This window comes from Atopobium sp. oral taxon 416 (assembly GCF_018128285.1).
Lineage (GTDB): Bacteria > Actinomycetota > Coriobacteriia > Coriobacteriales > Atopobiaceae > Olsenella_L.
This window is the reverse complement of sequence record NZ_CP072380.1, coordinates 2,263,762-2,284,160: the sequence shown is the minus strand read 5'-3', so window position 1 is coordinate 2,284,160 and position 20,399 is coordinate 2,263,762. Positions and strand designations below refer to the sequence as shown.

General features: G+C 55.4%; 16 protein-coding genes. 14 read left to right on the top strand and 2 right to left on the bottom strand.

What is annotated here, in order from left to right:
* The first annotated feature begins 159 nt into the window (after nt 1–159).
* The 4 genes from J4859_RS11975 (at nt 160) to J4859_RS11960 (ending at nt 6,156) form a co-directional block, all read left to right on the top strand.
* Complete coding sequence (locus J4859_RS11975; RefSeq protein WP_212330061.1) at nt 160–2,250, top strand: glutamine synthetase III; 2,091 nt, start codon at nt 160–162, stop codon at nt 2,248–2,250.
* A 159-nt stretch (nt 2,251–2,409) separates the two neighbouring features.
* Nucleotides 2,410–5,127, top strand: coding sequence for a DNA polymerase I (gene polA, locus J4859_RS11970; protein ID WP_212330059.1), 2,718 nt, complete (start codon nt 2,410–2,412; stop codon nt 5,125–5,127).
* 4 nt (nt 5,128–5,131) lie between these two features.
* On the top strand, nt 5,132–5,632 hold the full coding sequence (gene rnhA / locus J4859_RS11965) for a ribonuclease HI (RefSeq protein ID WP_212330058.1): 501 nt from the start codon (nt 5,132–5,134) through the stop codon (nt 5,630–5,632).
* 149 nt (nt 5,633–5,781) lie between these two features.
* Entirely contained in the window at nt 5,782–6,156 is a 375-nt protein-coding gene (locus J4859_RS11960) for a heavy-metal-associated domain-containing protein (RefSeq protein WP_212330056.1), read from the top strand.
* Here the strand turns inward: J4859_RS11960 and J4859_RS11955 are convergent.
* The gene (locus J4859_RS11955; protein WP_212330054.1) at nt 6,153–6,899 is read right to left on the bottom strand and encodes an HAD family hydrolase; all 747 of its coding nucleotides are present in this window, start codon (nt 6,897–6,899) and stop codon (nt 6,153–6,155) included. The genes J4859_RS11960 and J4859_RS11955 overlap by 4 nt on opposite strands.
* A 384-nt stretch (nt 6,900–7,283) precedes the next feature.
* On the opposite strand from J4859_RS11955, the gene rpsA reads away from it, so the two are divergent.
* The 6 genes from rpsA (at nt 7,284) to J4859_RS11925 (ending at nt 15,509) form a co-directional block, all read left to right on the top strand.
* Nucleotides 7,284–8,477: a 30S ribosomal protein S1 gene (gene rpsA, locus J4859_RS11950; protein ID WP_212330052.1), complete on the top strand. Its 1,194-nt coding sequence runs from the start codon at nt 7,284–7,286 to the stop codon at nt 8,475–8,477.
* Nucleotides 8,478–8,626: 149 nt separating this feature from the next.
* On the top strand, nt 8,627–10,276 hold the full coding sequence (locus tag J4859_RS11945; protein ID WP_212330050.1) for an ABC transporter substrate-binding protein: 1,650 nt from the start codon (nt 8,627–8,629) through the stop codon (nt 10,274–10,276).
* A gap of 1,184 nt (nt 10,277–11,460) precedes the next feature.
* Nucleotides 11,461–12,396, top strand: a complete 936-nt coding sequence (locus J4859_RS11940) for an ABC transporter permease (RefSeq protein ID WP_212330048.1) — start codon at nt 11,461–11,463, stop codon at nt 12,394–12,396.
* Between the two features lie 2 nt (nt 12,397–12,398).
* Nucleotides 12,399–13,370 (top strand): ABC transporter permease, encoded by a 972-nt coding sequence (locus J4859_RS11935; protein ID WP_212330046.1) that lies wholly within the window; start codon nt 12,399–12,401, stop codon nt 13,368–13,370.
* A 31-nt stretch (nt 13,371–13,401) separates the two neighbouring features.
* Complete coding sequence (locus J4859_RS11930; protein ID WP_371812258.1) at nt 13,402–14,448, top strand: ABC transporter ATP-binding protein; 1,047 nt, start codon at nt 13,402–13,404, stop codon at nt 14,446–14,448.
* Nucleotides 14,445–15,509, top strand: a complete 1,065-nt coding sequence (locus J4859_RS11925) for an ABC transporter ATP-binding protein (RefSeq protein ID WP_212330043.1) — start codon at nt 14,445–14,447, stop codon at nt 15,507–15,509. Before J4859_RS11930 ends, J4859_RS11925 begins: the two co-directional genes overlap by 4 nt.
* Nucleotides 15,510–15,605: 96 nt before the next feature.
* Here J4859_RS11925 and J4859_RS11920 read toward each other — a convergent pair whose 3' ends face one another.
* Nucleotides 15,606–17,237 carry an ABC transporter substrate-binding protein gene (locus tag J4859_RS11920; protein ID WP_212330041.1) on the bottom strand — a complete coding sequence of 544 codons (1,632 nt, stop codon included), beginning with the start codon at nt 17,235–17,237 and terminating at the stop codon, nt 15,606–15,608.
* Between the two features lie 171 nt (nt 17,238–17,408).
* Between J4859_RS11920 and J4859_RS11915 the strand changes: the two genes are divergently transcribed.
* The 4 genes from J4859_RS11915 (at nt 17,409) to J4859_RS11900 (ending at nt 20,378) form a co-directional block, all read left to right on the top strand.
* On the top strand, nt 17,409–18,008 hold the full coding sequence (locus tag J4859_RS11915; protein WP_212330039.1) for a hypothetical protein: 600 nt from the start codon (nt 17,409–17,411) through the stop codon (nt 18,006–18,008).
* Nucleotides 18,009–18,757: 749 nt separating this feature from the next.
* The gene (locus tag J4859_RS11910; RefSeq protein ID WP_212330037.1) at nt 18,758–19,156 is read left to right on the top strand and encodes a hypothetical protein; all 399 of its coding nucleotides are present in this window, start codon (nt 18,758–18,760) and stop codon (nt 19,154–19,156) included.
* Nucleotides 19,157–19,167: 11 nt separating this feature from the next.
* The gene (coaE, locus tag J4859_RS11905) at nt 19,168–19,773 is read left to right on the top strand and encodes a dephospho-CoA kinase (RefSeq protein ID WP_212330035.1); all 606 of its coding nucleotides are present in this window, start codon (nt 19,168–19,170) and stop codon (nt 19,771–19,773) included.
* Nucleotides 19,770–20,378, top strand: coding sequence for a lytic transglycosylase domain-containing protein (locus tag J4859_RS11900; RefSeq protein ID WP_212330033.1), 609 nt, complete (start codon nt 19,770–19,772; stop codon nt 20,376–20,378). The genes coaE and J4859_RS11900 overlap by 4 nt, the downstream gene beginning before the upstream one ends.
* The last annotated feature ends 21 nt before the right edge of the window (nt 20,379–20,399 follow it).

Sequence of the window (20,399 nt, the reverse complement as noted above, 5' to 3'; positions counted from 1 at the left end):
GCGAAGAGCCTTTTTCGTCTCGGTTCCCACTTTGAACCTGCGCCCATGTTCCGTGGTACTCTGAAGAAAATTCTGCAATACCACTTCAAAATGTGTACGCTGAATATTGTTGTTAGCAAATCCGACAGGCGCTTTTAAGACACCTAAGGGGGATGAGCGATGGCAGAGGATAAGGTTACGTCAGAGTATGGTCTCCTGCGCTTTACCGATGTAGACATGCAGGAGCGGCTGTCAAAACCAACGTACAAGAAGCTGAAGCATGTGATCGATACGGGGGATGATCTCGACCTCGATATCGCAAACGAGGTCGCGCACGCAATGAAAGAGTGGGCGCTCGAGCATGGGGCCACGCACTACACGCACTGGTTCCAGCCGCTGACTGGGATTACCTCTGAGAAGCACGATTCTTTTATCAATCCACGCAAAGACGGCACGGTGCTGATGGCACTCTCTGGCAAAGAACTGATCCAGGGAGAGCCGGATGCGTCCAGTTTCCCCTCCGGTGGTCTGCGTGCGACCTTTGAAGCCCGCGGCTATACCGTATGGGATCCGACGAGCCCCGTCTTTATCAAAGACGAAGTGCTCTGCATTCCGACTGCCTTTATCTCCTATACCGGTGAGGCCCTCGATAAGAAGACCCCGCTCTTGCGCTCTGAGGTAGCGCTCGAAAAGCAGGTCAAGCGGGTGCTCAAGCTCTTCGGACAGACTCCGAAACGCGTCCATACGACCGTCGGTCCTGAGCAGGAGTATTTCCTGATCACTGAGGAAGATTACAAGACCCGTCCGGACCTCATCCTCACGGGACGCACACTCTTCGGCTGTGAGCCCGCAAAGGGTCAGGAGCTCGAGGAGCACTATTTTGGTGCGATCCGCCCCGCTGTCTCCTCTTTTATGAAGGAGCTAGACGATGAGCTCTGGAAGCTCGGTATCCCTGCCAAAACGAAGCACAATGAGGTGGCGCCTTGCCAGCACGAGCTGGCCAATATCTATGAGCGAGGCCCGGTCGCAATCGATGACAACCTCGTGACCATGGAAAAGATGAAGCTCATCGCTTCGCGCCACAACCTGGCGTGCCTGCAGAATGAGAAGCCGTTTGACTACGTGAACGGCTCCGGCAAGCACAACAACTGGTCGCTCGTGGCAGACGGCAAGGACTTGCTCGAGCCGGGCGATGATCCGGAGGATAACCTGCAGTTCCTGGTCTTCTTAGCGTGCCTCGTTGCCGCGGTCGACAACCATGCGGATCTGTTGCGTGCCTCGGTTGCTTCTGTCGGGAACGACCATCGTTTGGGTGCCAACGAGGCGCCACCGGCGATCATCTCGGTATATCTGGGCGATGCGCTGCACCCGATCGTCGAAGCGCTGATCAAGAAGGAAGAACCTGAATCCCCGACCCGCGAGATGATGGACTTGGGCGTCCCGGCGCTCCCGAACTTCTTGCGCGACGACACTGACCGCAACCGTACGAGCCCCTTCGCCTTTACTGGCAACAAGTTTGAGTTCCGTATGTGTGGCAGCCAACAGAACCTCTCTGACCCCAACGTAGTGCTGAATACTGCGGTGGCGGAGCAGTGCGATCGCTTCGTCCACTACATGGCGGGAGTCAAAAAAGAGGACTTCGTCTATATCGCGATGCGCTTTGTGCGCCACACCTTCCGTGATCACCAGCGGATCCTCTTTGAGGGCAACGGCTATTCTAAGGAGTGGGAGAAGGAAGCAGAGCGCAGAGGCCTGCCGAATCTGAAGACCACCCCAGATGCACTTCCCTGCATCATCAAGAAGGAGAACATCGATTTCTTTAAGAAGTACGATGTCCTGAGCGAGAAGGAAGTCCGTGCTCGCTACTCCGCGAAGGCGGAGCAGTATGCGAAGCTCCTGAACATCGAGGTGAATACGATGGTGTACATGACGCACCACTTGTATCTGCCCGCGATCATCCGCTTCTCCTCCGATCTGTCCAAGTCCGTCGAGGCCAAGCGGGCGATCGGGATCGATGCGCCGACTGAGAAGAACATGGTGCAAGATGCGACCGACAAGATCGCCCAGATCACCGACACGGTCAACGAGCTGGAAAAGGTCAACAGTGAAGCGAAGGCCAACGATAATATCCAGGACGAAGACTATGCTTACCGTGACAACGTGATTCCGGCTATGAAGAAGCTGCGCAGCCTCATCGACAGTATGGAAAAAGTGTGCGGCCATGAGTATTGGCCGGTCCCGAGCTACAACAAGATGCTCTTCTACGTGTAACGGTAAACGCCCATTATACGGCAGCAACGAACCCTTTCGTCCTCAAGGGCGGGAGGGTTCTTTCGTGATGTGCGCGTGCCAGGTCCGCTTGTTAGGCAGGATGTCGAGACTCTTGGGTACAATAGGGGGGCGAGAAACTAATTTCATGGAGGCAAAACCATGTCCGATACAGATACTGCAACCGCTATGCCGGGAAAGGCAGGGAAGCAGCGCAAAAAGATCGCCGTAATCGACGGCAACTCGCTTATGCACCGTGCCTACCATGCGATCCGCCAGCCGATGTCGGCGCCTGACGGCAGGGCCACTAACGCCCTCTTTGGCTTCTTCAATATGTTTATCAAGATGGTGGAGACCTTCCACCCCGATGGGATCATCTGTGCCTTCGATAAGGGTAAGCCGAAGGTGCGGATGGAGATACTGCCGCAGTACAAGGCGCAGCGCCCGCCGATGGACAAAGAGCTCTACGAGCAGTTCCCGATGGTGAAAGAGTTGCTCAAGACGCTCGACATCCCGGTTTGTGAGGCAGAGGGCTGGGAAGGTGATGACATCCTCGGTACCCTCGCTAAGCAAGGTGAGGAGCAGGGCTATGACATGTACCTTGTCACCGGCGATCGTGATATCTATCAGTTGGCAACTGACCATGTAAAGGTGGTCTCTACCAAGAAGGGCGTCTCCGAAGTCTCTGTGATGACCCCGGAGTCAGTGGATGATCTGTACCACGGGATCACTCCTGATTTGGTCCCGGACTTCTACGGGCTCAAGGGTGACTCCTCCGACAATATTCCCGGCGTACCAGGCATCGGTCCCAAGAAGGCTGCAGCCCTGATCGTCAAGTACGGTAGTCTCGATCAGGTGCTGGCACATAAGGACGAGGTCAAAGGCAAGATGGGGGAGAACCTGCGGGCGCACGTCGACGACGCGCTGCTCTCCCGCAAGGTGGCGACGATCCGTACCGATACTCCGATCGACGTCAATCTCGCGGATGCAAAGTTCCCGACCTTTGACGCGGCTGAGGTCGAGAGAGCCTTCGGCTCACTCGGATTTACCGGCATTGTGAAGCGCTTGGTGAAACTCGGCGGTGTTGGGGCACAGACCGGAGTGGGGAAGACCGAGACCACGATGAAGCTCCCGAAGGTCCTCAACAATGAGAAAGGCCAACAGGCCCTGGAACAGGCGTTTTCCGAGGATGACTGGATCGGTGTCGCGCTTGAGCAACAGACTGAGGGCAAACAGCTGAAGTTGGCACTCGACAAAGAAGAGGAGACGCCGCTCTGGTTTTCCACCGGCAAAAATCTAATCAGGCTCTCTGGCAAGGCGGCACTGAACGCGCTGACCGAGATCGTGAACAACCATAAGTTTGCCGCTGGCAATGTGAAGGAGCTTCTCCATCTGATTTGCCCGATGGATTCTAAGCTGCCCGCTGCAATCGATGCCTACGAGGTAGATTCGACCCATATCTTTGATATTGCAGTTGCCGCCTACCTGTTGCGCTCCGAAGGCGTGTCCTACCAGGTTCGAGACGTCTATGGACGCTACGTCCCCAATTCAGTGCTCCTGGATGCGACGGATGCCTATCCGGAAGCTGCGCTTGAAGCCTTTGCAGCCCGTGCGCTTGTGGATCCGCTGACGAAGGCCATGAAGGAGCAACAGTGCATTGACCTCTTTACCGACCTTGAGATGCCGCTATTGCCTGTCCTGACCGGAATGGAGCGCACCGGGCTCTACGTAGACTGCTCAGTCTTTAAGAGCCAGTCAGAGGGGCTGAACGGTGAGATCGAGCAGGTGGTGGAGGACATCTACGCGAAAGCGGGCGAGGAGTTCAATATCGACTCCCCGCGCCAGCTCTCCCACATCCTCTTCGATGTTCTGAAATTGCCGACGGCAGGCCTGAAGAAGACCAGAAGTGGTTTCTATTCCACCAATGCGGAGGTCATGAGCTCGCTTGCGAAGAAGAGCGACCTAGTGCAGGAAGTGCTTGATTACCGTGAGCGCAACAAGATCAAATCTACCTACCTGGATGCCCTCCCGAACGATATCCGGACCGACGGACGTATCCACACCACCCTCAATCAGACCGTGGCGGCGACTGGCAGACTTTCCAGCTCCGACCCGAACCTACAGAATATTCCTACGCGTTCTGAACTTGGCCACCGGGTCCGCCTGGCCTTCACCGCGCCGGAGAGCCATGTCTTTCTGACCTGCGATTACTCTCAGATTGAGCTGAGACTGCTGGCGCATCTTTCAGAAGATGAGCACCTGATCGAAGCCTTCAGATCCGGGGCGGACTTCCACGCGATGACCGCTAGCCGGGTGTTCAATATCCCGATGGAGCAAGTGACACCGAACCAGCGCAGACGCGCGAAAGCTGTCAATTTCGGTATCGTCTACGGCCAGCAGGCCTATGGCCTGGCGAACTCGCTCAAGATCCCGCGCTCAGAGGCGCAGGAGATGATAGACCGCTACTTTGAGGTCTATCCGGGTGTGAGAACCTTCCTCGACCGGTGCATCAAGTTGGCACATAGGGAGGGCTATGCGATTACACTCTATGGACGCCGTCGCTATACCCCGGATATCGCAAGCTCCAACTTCCAGAAGCGCTCCTTTGCGGAGCGTGTGGCGATGAACCATCCGATGCAGGGCACCGCTGCGGACATCATCAAGATGGCGATGGTGGAGGTACCAAAGCGCATCCGCAAAGAGGGTCTGAAGTCAAAACTGATCCTGCAGATCCACGACGAGTTGGACTTTGAGGTCCCTCGCGACGAGATCGATGTACTCTCTGCGCTCGTCAAAGACACGATGGAGCACATCGTCGAGCTGAAGGTACCCCTGATCGCAGAGGTCTCCTACGGTGACAACTGGGCTGAGGCTAAGTAGGGCTATGGTAGGATCACAACCACTGAGACGTGTCACGATCTACACCGACGGGGCCTGTCGGCACAACCCGGGCCCCGGCGGGTATGGGGCGGTGCTCATCTATATCGATGGAAGAGGGAAGGAGCACACGCTCGAGCTCTCCCAAGGCTATCGGCTGACCACGAACAACCGTATGGAACTGCTGGCGGTGATCGTGGCACTAGAGGCTCTTAAGGTGCCCTGTGCGGTGAAGCTTCATTCCGATTCAAAATATGTGGTGAACGCTTTCAGACAGCACTGGGTCGAAGACTGGGAGCGACGTGGATGGAAGAAGTCCAACAAGAAGCCCGTCGAGAACATAGACCTGTGGAAACGGCTAATGCCTCAGATTGAGCGGCACCGGGTCACCTTTATTTGGGTCAAGGGACATGCAGGGGACACCTACAATGAGCGCTGCGACACGCTGGCGACGGGTGCGGCGGATGACAAAGCGCACCTGATCGAGGACACGGGCTACCGCGCCTAAGTCCTCACCAAAAACTCTGAATTTGTTCACTTTGTGTTGTTCACCGAATAGCAGTTAGCCACTGCTTACTTAAATAGGAAGACGGATAGAATATTTATACCCCTATGGGGTGTAAAAATCAGTTACCAACAAGCAGAGGGAGACACACCATGAGCTCAGCTGACGTTGTTATTGTGACGCTGGTTGTCGTCGCGTTTGCATTTGCATTCCATCATGCGATCCAGGTCTTTTCAGGCAAGAAGAGCTGCTGCGGCGGAGGTGGTGGCGGCTCAGACTCTCGGTTCCCCGAAGCACACATCGGGGATACGGACGAGTCCCACTACCCCTATACGGAGACAGTCAAGATCCGTGGCATGCACTGCGAAAACTGCGCACGCAATGTGACGAATGCCCTGGATTCCGTAAAAGGCACCTGGGCGACCGTCGATCTCAAAGATGGTTCCGCCTATATCCGCTCCAAGTCACCGATTGACAAAGACAATTACCGTGATGCTGTCAAGCAGGCAGGGTACCGGTTGGCTTAGTTCTCAGACTCCTGTGCGTTCAGCGACTCAACTAAGCGCGGGAGTTCTTGGGCGAACTGGTGAAGATTACCGCGAAAGACTGCGCGGCGTGGATTTGCATGCCCGACATAGGCAGTCGGTAACCCGATATCCGGATGCGGGAAATCGCGCTGGATATCGTTGCCGACCATCAGGCACTCCGCTGCACTGAACCCGATCTGTCCTAGAAACTCTTGATAGTAGCGGGCGGAGGGTTTGGTGCGCGTTGCGGTGTCGATCGTAGAGATTGCGACGAAAGGGGCATCCTCGATGCCTGCCCAGCCAAGCCGGACCATATCGGCCTCGAGGCTGAAGAGCGTGTTCGTCGCCAGCGCCATGGTCAGCCCCATATCCTGTACTTTCTGAATGGCTTCGTTGGCCCCGGGTTCCGGGCGTGACTCAAAGAAGCCTTTTTTGTTCATCGAAGGCACGATTTCGGTGTCGTAGCAGTGCAGGGCATCCATAACCATAGGATCCTCCGGAGTGATCTCGAGGGATTTCCCTAAGGTAGCATTGAAGAGTTCCCGGTTGGTGAGGCCGTCGGTGCGCTTTTGATTGTTGATTGTCAGGTACGCATTGACCAGGGATCCGAAGGCCGCGGGGTAGGACTTTCCTGAGATGTCGGAGAAGATATGGGCCTGCCCTGAGATATAGCGGAAGAGGAAATATTCGAGTCTGATGTCCAGTAAGGTGTCATCTAAATCGAACAGGATGGCCTTGATCATCAATCTTCCTTGTCTTAGGTTGTGCGTACGTTATTCGGTGCTTCCTATAACCTGGTTTTACGCGCTCAGAGAGTGCTACTCCCCGATTGTATAAAACTCTCATAAATGAATAACGTAGGGTGAGGCATCAGCACCTACCAGTTAACCATCTACTCTATAATTGTACATCCGCGGAAAAAATATCTGAAATTATGTCGTTTAGCTTGCATTTAGTGCCTGAAACACGATACTCTTAACAGTGCATAAAAATCATGCAACTGTATCTATTGGCCCCCAAGAGCATGTACGTTGAAAAGTCTATGGTATTTGCTACGAACACAATAGCGGATAGCGTGACAACGGCAAGCATGACACCGGGGCCCCGTTTTCGAAAGGGGTCCACCTTTGAGTGAGATTCAGAACTCGTCCGTCTTTTCTCTTGACGACGTGTCCAATGAGGAAATGAATAAACTCATTGACAGCAACGTCACAGATTTTGATGAGGGAGATTTAGTGACCGGTAAGGTCGTCAAGATTGAGCATGATGAGGTTCTGCTTGACATCGGCTATAAGTCGGAGGGCGTCATTCCTGCGCGCGAACTGTCTATCCGTAAAGATGTTAATCCTGCAGACGTTGTAAAACTCGGCGATACCATCGAAGTCATGGTCCTTCAGAAGGAGGACAAGGAAGGTCGTCTCATCCTCTCCAAGAGACGCGCGGAGTACGAGCGTGCTTGGAACCGTGTTGAGGAGAAGTTCAAGAAGGGCGAGGATGTGGAGGGCGAAGTCATCGAGGTCGTCAAGGGTGGCCTGATCCTCGACATCGGCCTGCGTGGCTTCCTGCCTGCATCCCTCGTTGATCTGCGCAGAGTCAAGGATCTGAACGCCTATCTGGGCACCCGTATTGAGGCTCGCGTTATCGAGATGGATCGTAACCGCAACAATGTCGTTCTGTCCCGTCGTGTTGTCCTCGAGGAGGCCCGTAAGGCTGAGCGCTCCGAGATCCTGTCCAAGCTTAAGCCTGGTATGCGTCTCAAGGGCACCGTTTCCTCCATCGTTGACTTCGGCGCTTTCGTTGATCTGGGCGGCATCGACGGCCTGATCCACATCTCCGAGCTCTCCTGGAACCACGTGAACTATCCGTCTGAGGTTGTCCATGTCGGTCAGGAAGTCGAGGTTCAGGTGCTCGACGTCGATATGAAGCGTGAGCGCATCTCCCTCGGCCTCAAGCAGACCACTGAGGATCCTTGGAGAACCCTGGTCAAGAAGTACCCGGTCGGCGCAATCGTCGAGGGCACTGTGACGAAGCTCGTCACCTTCGGTGCGTTTGTCGACCTCGGCGACGGTGTTGAGGGCTTAGTTCACATCTCTGAGATGGCTAAGCAGCACGTCGACACGCCTTCCCAGGTCTGTAAGGTCGGCGACAAGGTCCAGGTAAAGGTTATGGAAATCGACCTTGACCGTCGTCGTATCTCCCTGTCCATGAAGGCTGCGGCTGAGACGCTCGGCATCGACGTCCCGGTGAAGCCGGCAGAGAAGCCTGAGGATGACACAGCAGCTGACAAAGCTGATAAGGCTGACGAGAAGAAGGACAAGTAGTACTTCATAGTCGTCATATATGGCCGATTGAAGGGGAGGTCCTGGCATGTGCCGGGGCCTCTTTTGGTCTTCTGATTTTTTATTGACGGGGCCCTCCTCTGCAGTAGGGTGAAGACGGTTTGAAAGAGGTCTGTGAGGTGAGGGGCACGATGCCACATGCAATAACGCGGCGCTCATTTGTAAGGGGTGCCGGTGCACTAGGAGCAGGGTTGGTCCTCTCCGGCCTCACCGGCTGCGGCAAACGGCGTGCACGGAGCGATATGAGCCCCACTACTTTGCGGAAGATCCTGCGCTTTGGGCAGGGCAATGCGCACGAGGTGCTCGATATGCAGACTGCGGCTAATACGCTGACCGCCACGATCTCTGACTGTGTTTGTGAGCCACTGCTGAAGTGGGACCAAGACAATCAGTTGGAACCCTGTTTGCTGACCTCAGTCCCGCGCTTTGAGCATGACGGAGTGACCTTGCACTGTAACCTCAAAGAGGGAGTTCAGTTTCAGGATGGCACCGAGCTCACTGCTGAAGACGTGAAGTATACCTTTGAACGGATGTTCAGACCTGATACCCAGGCACGCTGCGCCTACCTCTACGCCCATATCGCCGGAGCAAACGAGATGCTCTCAGAGCGCGGCGATTCCCTCGACGAAGGGATCACGATCGAAGACAATACTCACTTCACGTTTCACCTTACGAGTCCGTTTACGCCCTTTATCCCACGTCTGGGACTGCCCTACGCTCAGATCTTCCCGGAGGATGTCTGCGAGCAGGCCGGGGATGACTGGGGGGATGGAACCAACTTTCTGGGGACCGGCAAATACTACCTGGTGAGCAACGACGAGGACGAAGTGGTACTCGAGCCTAATGGTTACTACCACGAGGGTGAACCACCGCTCGATGAAATCCACATCGTATTTTTTGAGGACAGTTCTGACAAACTCAAGGCCTTCCAGTACGGCCAGATTGACTACTGCGATCTGCCGATCGAACTTCTGGCACAGTATCAGGACGACAAAGACGTGGGGCCGCTGATCACTCCCTACGATACCCTCGGGGTTCAGCTGGTGAATCTGAACTTATCGGACACGATGGGGCTCACAAATTCGCGAATACGCCAGGCGCTCTCGCTTGCGATCGATCGGCAGACGATTGTTGATACGGTGGCTGCCGGCTCCGGCACGGTCTGTTCAGGTTGGCTGCCGCCCTCAATTCCCGGTTACGACAGTTCCGCCCCCGCTTTCGCCTACGATCCTGACCGTGCCCGCCAGCTGTTGGAACAGGAAGGGGCTACTTCCCTGCACCTCACCTCCCGGGTTCGCAAGGGCATCAACCAGCAGCAGCTCTCACAGATCCAGTCAATGTGGCGAGACGTGGGAGTCGATCTCGATATGCGTGTGGTCGACAACGGCGCGTGGGCGTCGGATGTGGCGGATGGGACACTGCAGGTCACAACGCTGGGTTGGTACGCCTCCTATCCGAGTGCCGACGATCTGATGTATTCCTACTTCTATGCGAACAATGCCGCCAAGCACTCCTCGTTCTACAACAACCCACAGTTCGACGCGTTGGTCACGCAGGCTCGCACGACGATGAACCCTGCCGAACAGGCGCGGCTCTACCAGAAGGCAGACAATATCCTCACCCGCCAGGATTATGCGACCTTACCGCTCTACTGGCCCCAAAACCAGTTCGTCGCGTACGACTATGTCCTCAATGCGAAGGTGGCCAACTTAACCTATCACCTGGAGGATCTCGATATCGACACGACCAAAGCAGACTATTCAGACGGAGTATCTGAGTAGCTGACAAATTGTTTTGTTTCTTTAATCCCCCTACCAACTGCAATGTCTGAAAGTGAAAGACGTCCCAGGGTGTCTTGTTAGCGAGGCATCTATTCGGTCTTAGGTTGGTAGCATTCGTATAGAGCTGTCTGACTTCAGATAAGGTGGCATCAGGAAAGCTTGTATGCTTTGGGGGGTACTCTTAGATAGGGCCATGAGTGTCTTTCAACGCTCGCTTTTTGCCACAGGTGATAAGGCAGGCAGAAGAGAAACTCAGCTTTCAGTGTCTGTGTGACATCTCTGTGCTGTGCAGACCTCTTTGTCTTTCTTTGGTGTGCTGGTCTTGACAGGACAACCAGATACAGCAAGCTTTCCTGTCTCAGCTACAGCTTGTGCTGTATGTGTCTGTGCAAAAGGTAGCGCTTAGGTATCTTGTGCTTCCTGCCGACAAGTGTGAGGCCCCTTATCTTTCCCACAGTGCTATCTGCCTTCTCAGCCTTTGATCCTTAAATACTCCTCTGTCTTATCAGGTCTGTCGGCGATATCGTGGGGAACTCGATACGTACAAGGCCAAGCTATCTTTAAGTGTGCGATCACTGATAGCTCTGCAGAGCGTGGCACAGGCTACAGGAGATGATCCCTTCTTTAGTGTGGGCCTTCCTGTGATCTGTTGTGGTGATAGCTGACAGTTGACAGTCTTGTCCTGCACACAGGCACAGAGGCTCTTTGAGACTTCACTGCCTGCATCTGTTGCAGTGCCTCTGTGCAACAGATGCCTCTGTATCACATATCGGATACTTCCCGGTTGCATGAGCTTGTTGCAGACTTACAAGCTATGGTCGACTTGTTGCGGCGTAGCTTTCTGACAATCTTGGGATATGTCTTTGCCTTCAGGGTGGGAAAGCAGGACATCTTCTCGCTTCTCTAAGCTAAGATGATGGTAGCAGCCCATAGGGTAATCCCCTTTGATTGTTTTTTTCGCGGATACCATCACATTGTGAGAGACCCCGGGTTGCTGTTCTTTAATCCTCGCTGTTGCACTAGCAATGAGGATTCACCGTTTGTATGGTTTGTATACTGCTCTGTAATGTTTGGCCTGTATTCTAAAGATTGATGAACAAAACAGTTGTGTGGTGAGTGCGCTTTAAGGGAAAGCGTGCCACCCTATTTTATCCTTTACCACCTATAGATTGAGGGGAGCGACGATGAGAAGTTACCTCATAAAGAGGATCCTGCAGGCCCTCGGCGTCATTCTTTGCATCTCTGCTATTACCTTCTTTGTACTCAACATCGTACCGGGCGATCCGGTCCGGATCATGATGGGCGAGATGGCAGACGAGAATGTGGTAGAGCAGGTTCGCCATTCGATGGGGCTCGATCGACCTGTCGGAGTGCAGTACCTCACCTGGATTGGCAATATGCTGCACGGTGACTTCGGTACCTCCTATGCGCAGCGCCGACCGGTGATCGTGTTGCTCTCGAGTGCTGTCGGGGTAACCGCAACCTTAGCGACCTTTGCCTACTTGATTGCGCTTGCGGTCGGCCTGATCTTCGGTGTGGTCGCCGCGGTCAACCATGGTAAGGCTGCGGACCGTATCCTTATGTCGCTCGCTATCTTAGGTATCTCTGCGCCGGCTTTTTGGGTCGCTATCATTCTCCAGATCATCTTTGCGCTGAACCTCAAGTGGTTCCCGCTCTCCGGGACTAAGAGCGCAAATGCGTTCGTGTTGCCGGTTCTTGCGCTCTCTTTCCGCTATGCAGCCTCCATCGCGCGTGTGACGCGCACCTCGATGCTCGATGTCCTGAATCAGGACTACATCCGCACTGCAGAGGCGAAGGGCCTGAAGAGATGGTCGGTGATTTTGGGGCACGGCTTCAGAAATGCTTTAATCCCGATCATCACGATCGCAGGTACGCAGCTGGGTGATATCTTCACCGGTTCTATCCTGATCGAGTCGATCTTCTCGCTGCCGGGTATCGGTAAGCTCTTGCTCGATGCTATCAACGCGCGTGACCTGCCCCTGATTGAGGGTGGCGTCATGTATGTCGCCACGATCTGTGTGATCATCTATCTCGTCGTGGACATTCTCTATGCGATTGCGGACCCTCGTATCCGTCTCGGTGGGGAGGCGCAGGAGTAACTATGGCTTTGCTTCACTCAGACAAAAAAGATAAGAAGACCCAGGAGGCCGAGCGCATCGCCGACTCGATCAACGAGGATAACCTGCATGCCGCTGAAGCGGTGGGCACCCCGAAGGCGGCTACCAAGCGGGCAGAGACCTACTGGACGGTGTCCTGGAGGATCCTGAAGAAGAATACAGTGGGCATGGTGTGCCTGTGGATCATTGTGGCGCTGATCGCGGTGGCGATCCTCGCGCCGCTGATAGCACCCTATGACCCGGACACACAGGCCTTAAACCAGATGCTGCAGGCCCCGAGTGCCGCACATCCCTTCGGGACCGACGAGTTCGGGCGGGACATCCTCTCCCGCGTCATCTATGGCTGTAGGATCTCCCTCTCCGTCGGCGTTGTCTCCCAGCTCATCGCTTCGCTGATCGGCTTCTTTGCGGGGGTGTGCGCAGGCTACTTCGGGGGCAAAGTGGACGCGGTGATCTCCTTCATCATCCAAGTCTTCTCGAGTTTCCCGTTCTTGCTCTTCTCGATCGTCGTGATGTTTGTGCTCGGGCCGGGGCTCGTAAACCTCTATGTAGCCTTAGGACTTTTGATGTGGTGTACGACGGCGCGCCTGGTGCGCGGCGATGTCATGCGGATCAAGAGCTCCGAATACATCCAATCCTGTATCCTTTCCGGCGGCAGCAGCTGGCGCATCATTACCCGTCACCTGCTTCCCAATGTGGCCTCCACGCTGATCGTGACTGCGAGCTTGGGGATTCCGTCGGCGATCATGAGCGAAGCCTCCCTGTCCTTCTTGGGGCTCGGCGTGCAGCCGCCCATGGCAAGCTGGGGACAGATGATCTCAGCTTCGCAACCCTACATCCAATCCAACACCTACTACTCCGTGATTCCTGGTATCGCAATCATCATTACCGTAATGGCCTTCAACCTCTTCGGTGACGCGCTGCGCGACGCGCTCGATCCAAGAATGCGCTCGTAAGGAGGGGACTATGACAGACACACTGTACACGATGACCGATGCAGACAGAAAGTATGCTCAGCAGCAGGAGATCACTCAGGGCAAGGACGTCCTGTTGCGGGTCAGTGACCTCTGCGTGACGCTTTACACCGAGGACGGCGCGCTGCCGGCGCTGCAGCATCTGAACTTCATGATGCGCAAAGGGGAGACCTTGGGTGTCGTGGGTGAGTCCGGTTGTGGCAAGTCCCTGACCGCCCTCTCCATCATCGGCCTTCTGCCGTCCCCGCCTGCCAAGATCACCGGGGGCTCCATTGAGCTCAACGGAGAAGACCTGACGAAGCTTTCCAAAGACCAGATGCAAACATACCGGGGCAAGGATATCGGCATGATCTTTCAGGAGCCGATGACGAGCCTGAATCCGGTCATGAAGGCTGGGGATCAGATCCGTGAGGGCATCCTCGTCCACAATCCGGCCATGCCAAAAGAAGAGGCTAGCAAGCGAGCCTTAGCTATGATACGCTCGGTGGGTATTCCAGCACCAGAGAAGGTGTACAAAAGCTATCCACACGAGCTCTCCGGCGGCATGCGGCAGAGAATTATGATCGCGATGGCACTGGCCTGCCAGCCCTCGCTGCTGATTTGCGATGAGCCGACCACGGCACTCGACGTGACGATCCAGGCACAGATTCTGCAGCTGATCGATCGCATGAAGACCCAGACGGGTACCGCAGTCATGCTCATCACCCACGATATGGGCGTTGTATCAGAGATGGCAGACTGGGTCATCGTGATGTATGCGGGCCACCTCGTGGAGTATACGATGGCAAGTGCGCTCTTCACCGAGCCGCTGCACCCCTATACGCGGGGCCTGATTAACTCCATCCCGTCGCTCGATAACCAGATCGATACGCTCTACGCGATCCCGGGCAACGTACCCATGCTCAACGAGCTGCCTCAGGGCTGCCCCTTCAACCCGCGTTGCCCCTTTGCCAAGGATATCTGCCGTAGACAGGTACCGAAGCTGGAGCAGGCCAAAGAGGATCGATGCCATCTGGTTGCCTGCTGGCGCTACCGGAAGGAATGGGGTGAGACCAAGTGAGTGAGAAGGACAACGATGTGATCCTGAGGGTCGAGCACCTCACGAAGCACTATCCGGTGAACACCGGCGTTTTCTCCCGTCCAAAGAAGGTCGTCCATGCCCTCGAGGATGTCTCTTTTGAAGTCCATCGGGATGAGACCTTTGCAATCGTGGGTGAGTCCGGCTGCGGCAAATCCACTTGCGGCAAGTGCATCCTGCGCCTGACTGAGCCGACCTCAGGCAAAGTGTACCTGGATGCGAAGGACTTCACATCCCTCAAAGGGGAGGAGCTCAAGCAGGAGCGCGCGAAGATGAAGCTCATCTTCCAGGACCCCTACAGCTCGCTCAATCCACGTATGACGGTAGCAGACATCATCGCTGAGCCGATCGATATCGCCCTCACTTACAAAACGAAGGAAGAGCGGGACAAGAGGGTTGAGGACGTGATGCAGGCGGTGGGCCTGGACCTTGAGTTCAAGTACCGCTACCCCCACGAGTTCTCCGGAGGGCAACGCCAGCGTATCGGAATCGCCCGCGCGATCGTGCTGGAGCCGGAGCTAGTGATCTGCGATGAGCCAGTCTCCGCCCTGGACGTCTCCGTGCAGGCGAAGGTGATCAACCTGCTCGAGGACCTGCAGCATCGGCTAGGCCTCTCCTATATCTTTATCAGCCATGACCTCTCCGTCGTTAAGCATATAGCCGACAGAGTCATGGTGATGTATCTGGGGCACATGATGGAGCTTGCAGGCAAGCAAGAGCTCTACGATAACCCACTGCATCCCTACACGAAGGCACTGCTTACGGTCGTGCCGCGCATCGGGCGGGAGCGTATCCAGGACATGCACGTGCTCCAAGGTGATGTGCCGAGTCCTACAACCCCACCGACAGGTTGTGCCTTCCACACCCGCTGCCCACACTGCATGAGGGTCTGTACCGAGAAGAAGCCAGAGATGGCTGAGGTGGCTCCGGACCACTGGTGCGCCTGCCACCTCTTCGATAAGGACCTCAGCGAGGCGGAGCGTAAGTTGGATCTCAACGAGACTCTGCTCGAAGCTGAGGAGCAGACGAGGGCTGTACGATAACGAATTGCTTAAGATTGTTGCAATAAAAAGGTGAACCCGCTTTTTCAAGAGGGTTCACCGTTCGCTAAGAAAAGAACTTTGTTGTATCACGCCTGATTAGCCGTTATATGTCATGCCTTTATAGTGGAAGTCGACCAGGATATCTAGCCCATCGTAGCCGGGACGCAGTACGTAGGGGCTCTGCGGCCACACGACTGGGATCGTGGCGTAGTCCTCACGGACCAGCTGGTGGTCTGCGTTGATCGTGTCCTCGTTAGCCTCACCCTCTGAGGTAGCAGTGCGGGCAGCATCGACGTAGGCGTCGAACTGTGGGCTGTTGTAGAAGCTCGAACGTTGGGATGCATTAGTGCTATAGAAATAGGAAGCCATATGTTCCACGCCCACAAAGGAAAGTGTGGACCACAGTACGAGGGTCATAACCAGGGAACCGTTGGCACGGGCGTCGCGCCACATGCCGGCATCGATGGTCTGTACATCGACATTGACGCCGATCTGCGACCAGTAGTTTTGAAGTGCGACCATCACGGCCTGGTCCTGGCTTCTCACCTGAGCAGTGATCGAAAGATCGCTCATACCGGCTTCCTGCAGGAGCTGACGGGCACGATCAGGGTTATAGTCAAGAGTCTGCGCGGAGTCGTCGTGACCGGTCTCCGAAGGAGGAATGAACCCAGAGCAGGGGATAGCAGCGCCGTTTAAGACGGTGTCTGCCAGTTCCTGGCGGTTGATTGCCAGCGAGAGCGCCTCGCGGATGCGCTCATCCTGGAAGCGAGGATCGTTGAGGTTGAGGTTCACGAACTGCGTAGCACCCGGCGTGTAGTAGACGATATCGTTTTTGACGGAATCATCGTTTTGGTACTGCTGCAGCAATGAGGTGCTGAAGAAGCACAGGTCGATATCCCCGTTCTTGTAGCTCATCATACGGGTATTGGCATCATCGATGTACATGATGTCAACTTCGTCGATCGCGGGCTTGCCTTGGTGGTAGTCATCAAAGGCCTTGAGCACCACTTCGGTGTTGTCGTCATTGGATTCCAGACGGTAGGGGCCGGAGCCGATAAAGTTGGTGCCAGTACCCCAGTCATCACCCGCGGCTTCGCAGGCAGCCTGCGGATAGATGCTGGCATAGAACTGTGCCAACATATTCAGGAAGTTGGTGTAGGGCTGCGTCAGGGTGATCGTGAAGTGCGTGTCATCCTGGACTTGTACGCCGGTCAGCTTATCGCTGTCACCATTGAGCACTGCATCAGCGCCCTGGATGTAGGTGAAGGAGTCCGCTTCCGCCTTTTTCGAGATCAGACGGGTGAGGGAGTACCTCACGTCATTTGACGTCAGCGTTGACCCATCGTGGAACTTGATAGCGTCCTTCAGCTCAAAGGAGTAGGTCAGGCGGTCGTCTGAGAGGTCGGGCATCTGGGTGATCAAGAGGGGCTCAAGCTCCAAGGTCTTGGTGTTGAGCGTGACGAGCGTGTCGCAGATGTTCTCAGAGGCACCCCAAGAGTTCGAGGTGACCTGGGTGTCGAAGGAGGAATGGGGATTTTCGGTACCGACGCGCAGGACAGTTCCATCGCTCTGGTCATCAGCGCTGCCGCCGCAGGCGGTGAGGCTAGTGCCGGCTGCAAGCACTGCTGCGCCAAGTGAGCCTTTCAGGAATGATCTGCGGGTCACCGCAGGTGACAGGGGATGGGCCAGAGCGGTTCTGTGCTCCTTGACCTCATTGTTTAAAGCCATATGCTGATCCTCTCTGTGAGTCTGTATCTATTGTACGGTATAGAACGAATAGCAGTGTGACGATAATATCCCCAAATTACTAGGAATTATAAGTTTCCGTTACAGGCCTGAAAGCGAAATCTTGGGAAGAGAGGTCTGACCTGCCCGATAGAGATATACATCGTATGCGCGATGCGGAAGAGCGCAGGCTTCGGTACTGTCTGCGATTATGTGGGGAGGTGCGGCGATGAGTTTCGCTTCGGATGCGGTTCTGAGATACTGCGCGTCTCACAGTCCGATCCAACAGTCGATATCACGCAGGAGCAAAACATACCGAGTTTAAAGCGTGAGCTTGCGATGGCAGAGACGGTTGTACAGGACCTAAAGGAGGTTGGGGCGCAGGACGTGTCAATTGTCGAGCACGCCTACGTAACGGCCCTGTGGTCCGCAACCCCCGGATTGGAGTCATTGCCAACCTTTAGCTTTTGCTGCCGCCTCGACACCGTGTGGCAGCCACACGTCGACCGCGTGACTCCGACGGTGCACCACTACGAAGGCGGCAAGTGCACGATCGGGCATGACGCTGAAGGGGAAGAGGTGTGGATCAGTCATGAGACTAACACGAATTTCAAGTATATGGTCGGTTGGGACCCCGTGACCGGTGACGGAACCTCGCTCGTGGGCGGGGATGACAAAGCGGGCATTGCAGAGTTGATGGGTTGTGCTCAAGCGTCTCAAGGACGACCCCTCGATCAGACATCCTTGTATCGCGCTGGCCTTTGTGCCGGATGAGGAGTTGGAACACGGGGTGCCTGCTGGACCTCGATGCCTTGGGGGCAGCCTATGGCTATACGATCGTTGCAGGGCCTCTGGGAGAGTTCTGCTGCAGGACCCTCAATGCTGCACAGGTACAGGTGAGTGCCTACGGCAAGGCGGTCCATACCGGGACTGCCAAGGGTCTCACGATCGATGCCTCAGAGGCGCTGATGGAGTTTCGTGCGATAATTCTGCCCCCAGAGCAACCGGAGTACACAGGGGGTATGAAGGATTTTACTATCTGGAGCGTATGGAAGGGACCTGCGAGGAGGCACACACCACCTATATCATACAAGACCACGAGCAGAGCCTGGTGGAAAACGCAAGGAGCTCAAGCAGAGGGCAGCTCAGTCCGCAACCTACCAGTTGGGGAAGGAAGTCCTGACCCATACGATCCGCGACCAGTACCACAAGCTGGCTGACGTGGTGACTAAGCCTCAGTACCGCTACTTGATCGACAACACCAGGCAGGCGTCATGGAGCAGACCATGCATGCGATCCCCATGCACGCAGGGGGTGATGGCTCTCAGCTGAGCTTTAGAGGATTTCCTCGCTACACGAAGCCACAAACCCAGAGCTAGTACAACAATTGATGGTTTGCTTGCAAGCATGGTCTTTTCTTCAGTTTCTTTAAATGCCTGCATCAAAGGTGATGTTATTTGGCATCATTAAAGAGATATAGCATATGATGTACCTAGTGAGGCACAACGAAAGGAACTCCACCAATGCAAAGTGGAAACTCGAACAACTTTATGCAGAACAGAAATGGCATCGATGAGATGGCGGTGGCATCCCTCGTGCTTGCCGTCATCTTCCTGATCATCAACCTCTTTGCGAACCAGCTTTGGATCACGATCGTTATCATCGCCCTGGTCGCCTATGCGCTCTTCCGCCTCTTCGCCCCCGTTTCCCAGACCCTGCGGGACCAGAACGAGCACTTTGTCAACATTATGGGACCGGTTGCCCCGTGGCTCAGAAACCCAAGCGCAGCTGCAAAGGAACTCAAGAACTACAAGCATATCCAGTGTCCTAACTGTGGACAGATGGTCCGAGTACCGCGCGGTAAGGGTGCTATCCGTGTCACCTGCCCGCGCTGCCATACCAAGTTCAATTCCAACTCATAGGAGCACCCTCGATGTATACACTGTTTCTTGCCGGAGGGTGCGCCTCTGGCAAGTCGACGGTGGCTGAGCACCTCGCCTCAAAAGGGGCTAAGCGTTGCGATCTTGACCGGCTCTCTCGTGTCGTTTTGGCACCGGGGGAGCCTTGTGTTTCTAAGATCGCTCGCGTCTTCGGAGCGGATCTCGTAGACAGCAGCGGCGTGCTGAACCGCCATCTCTTAGCTGAGCGTGCGTTTGCGAATGCGGCAACAACACAACAACTTGAGAATATCGAGATCCCGGCAATTGAGCAGAAGCTGCAGGACTATCTGGCCCACGCTGACGCCACGGTCGTCGTGGTGGAGATCCCGCTGCTCGATCGAGTGGAGAACCTGATACCGGAAGCGGATGAGGTGGCGGTGGTAGTTGCCCCCATGGACTTGAGGCGCAAGCGTGCGATTGTGCGCGGCATGGACGAGAAAGACTTTGAGCGCCGGATTGCTCAGCAGCCGAGCCGGGAATATCTCGAAGCGCATGCGGACACGGTGTTTGACAATAACGGGACACGGGAGAACCTGCTTCATCAGGTAGATAGCTGGTGGGCAAAGCACGAAGCCGAAGGCTGGAGGGGGAAGCGATGAGAAGACGGGGCTGTTGCGGGCATATCGTGCGCCTGCTCTGCTTTGCGCTTGTCGCCTTTACGCTCTGGTGGCTCTTTGAAGAGACGGATACCGGTACTGCGATCGTCAACCGCGTTGAGCGCGCATGGTATCCCGTCTCCTATAGGTCCTATATCCTTGATTCCGCTAAGCGCCACGATGTGGACCCCATGCTGGTCTGCGCGATTATCAAGACCGAGAGCAATTGGGACCCTGACGCTTCCTCCTGCGCAGGGGCACAGGGATTGATGCAGCTCATGCCGGCAACGGCCCAGGAGCTGATCCGTGAGGGGTATGTGGATGGAAACCTCTATGCGGTCGATGACCTGAGCGACCCTCAGACGAATATCGAGTTTGGCTGTGGCTTTCTGGATCTTGCACAGCAGCATTTCTCCTCACGCAATGAGGTAATCGCTTCCTACAATGCGGGCATCGCGAAGACCTTGGAATGGGACAGCTCTGGGGGAGGCTCCATCACTGAGATGGCTCAGGAATATCCGGAGACCGCCTCCTATATCCAGAGGGTGGACCGGGCCCTCACGCACTATCAAAAACTCTATACCGCAGACCTTTTAGCCGTGAGCTAACAAGGGTATATGTTAGGAACA

What these genes read in the sequence shown, in the direction of transcription:
- J4859_RS11975 (WP_212330061.1), top strand. Translation starts at nt 160, where the DNA reads ATGGCAGAGGATAAGGTTACGTCAGAGTATGGTCTCCTGCGCTTTACC.
- polA (WP_212330059.1), top strand. Translation starts at nt 2,410, where the DNA reads ATGTCCGATACAGATACTGCAACCGCTATGCCGGGAAAGGCAGGGAAG.
- rnhA (WP_212330058.1), top strand. Translation starts at nt 5,132, where the DNA reads ATGGTAGGATCACAACCACTGAGACGTGTCACGATCTACACCGACGGG.
- J4859_RS11960 (WP_212330056.1), top strand. Translation starts at nt 5,782, where the DNA reads ATGAGCTCAGCTGACGTTGTTATTGTGACGCTGGTTGTCGTCGCGTTT.
- J4859_RS11955 (WP_212330054.1), bottom strand. Translation starts at nt 6,899, where the DNA reads ATGATCAAGGCCATCCTGTTCGATTTAGATGACACCTTACTGGACATC.
- J4859_RS11945 (WP_212330050.1), top strand. Translation starts at nt 8,627, where the DNA reads ATGCCACATGCAATAACGCGGCGCTCATTTGTAAGGGGTGCCGGTGCA.
- J4859_RS11940 (WP_212330048.1), top strand. Translation starts at nt 11,461, where the DNA reads ATGAGAAGTTACCTCATAAAGAGGATCCTGCAGGCCCTCGGCGTCATT.
- J4859_RS11935 (WP_212330046.1), top strand. Translation starts at nt 12,399, where the DNA reads ATGGCTTTGCTTCACTCAGACAAAAAAGATAAGAAGACCCAGGAGGCC.
- J4859_RS11930 (WP_371812258.1), top strand. Translation starts at nt 13,402, where the DNA reads ATGACCGATGCAGACAGAAAGTATGCTCAGCAGCAGGAGATCACTCAG.
- J4859_RS11920 (WP_212330041.1), bottom strand. Translation starts at nt 17,237, where the DNA reads ATGGCTTTAAACAATGAGGTCAAGGAGCACAGAACCGCTCTGGCCCAT.
- J4859_RS11915 (WP_212330039.1), top strand. Translation starts at nt 17,409, where the DNA reads ATGCGGAAGAGCGCAGGCTTCGGTACTGTCTGCGATTATGTGGGGAGG.
- J4859_RS11910 (WP_212330037.1), top strand. Translation starts at nt 18,758, where the DNA reads ATGCAAAGTGGAAACTCGAACAACTTTATGCAGAACAGAAATGGCATC.
- coaE (WP_212330035.1), top strand. Translation starts at nt 19,168, where the DNA reads ATGTATACACTGTTTCTTGCCGGAGGGTGCGCCTCTGGCAAGTCGACG.
- J4859_RS11900 (WP_212330033.1), top strand. Translation starts at nt 19,770, where the DNA reads ATGAGAAGACGGGGCTGTTGCGGGCATATCGTGCGCCTGCTCTGCTTT.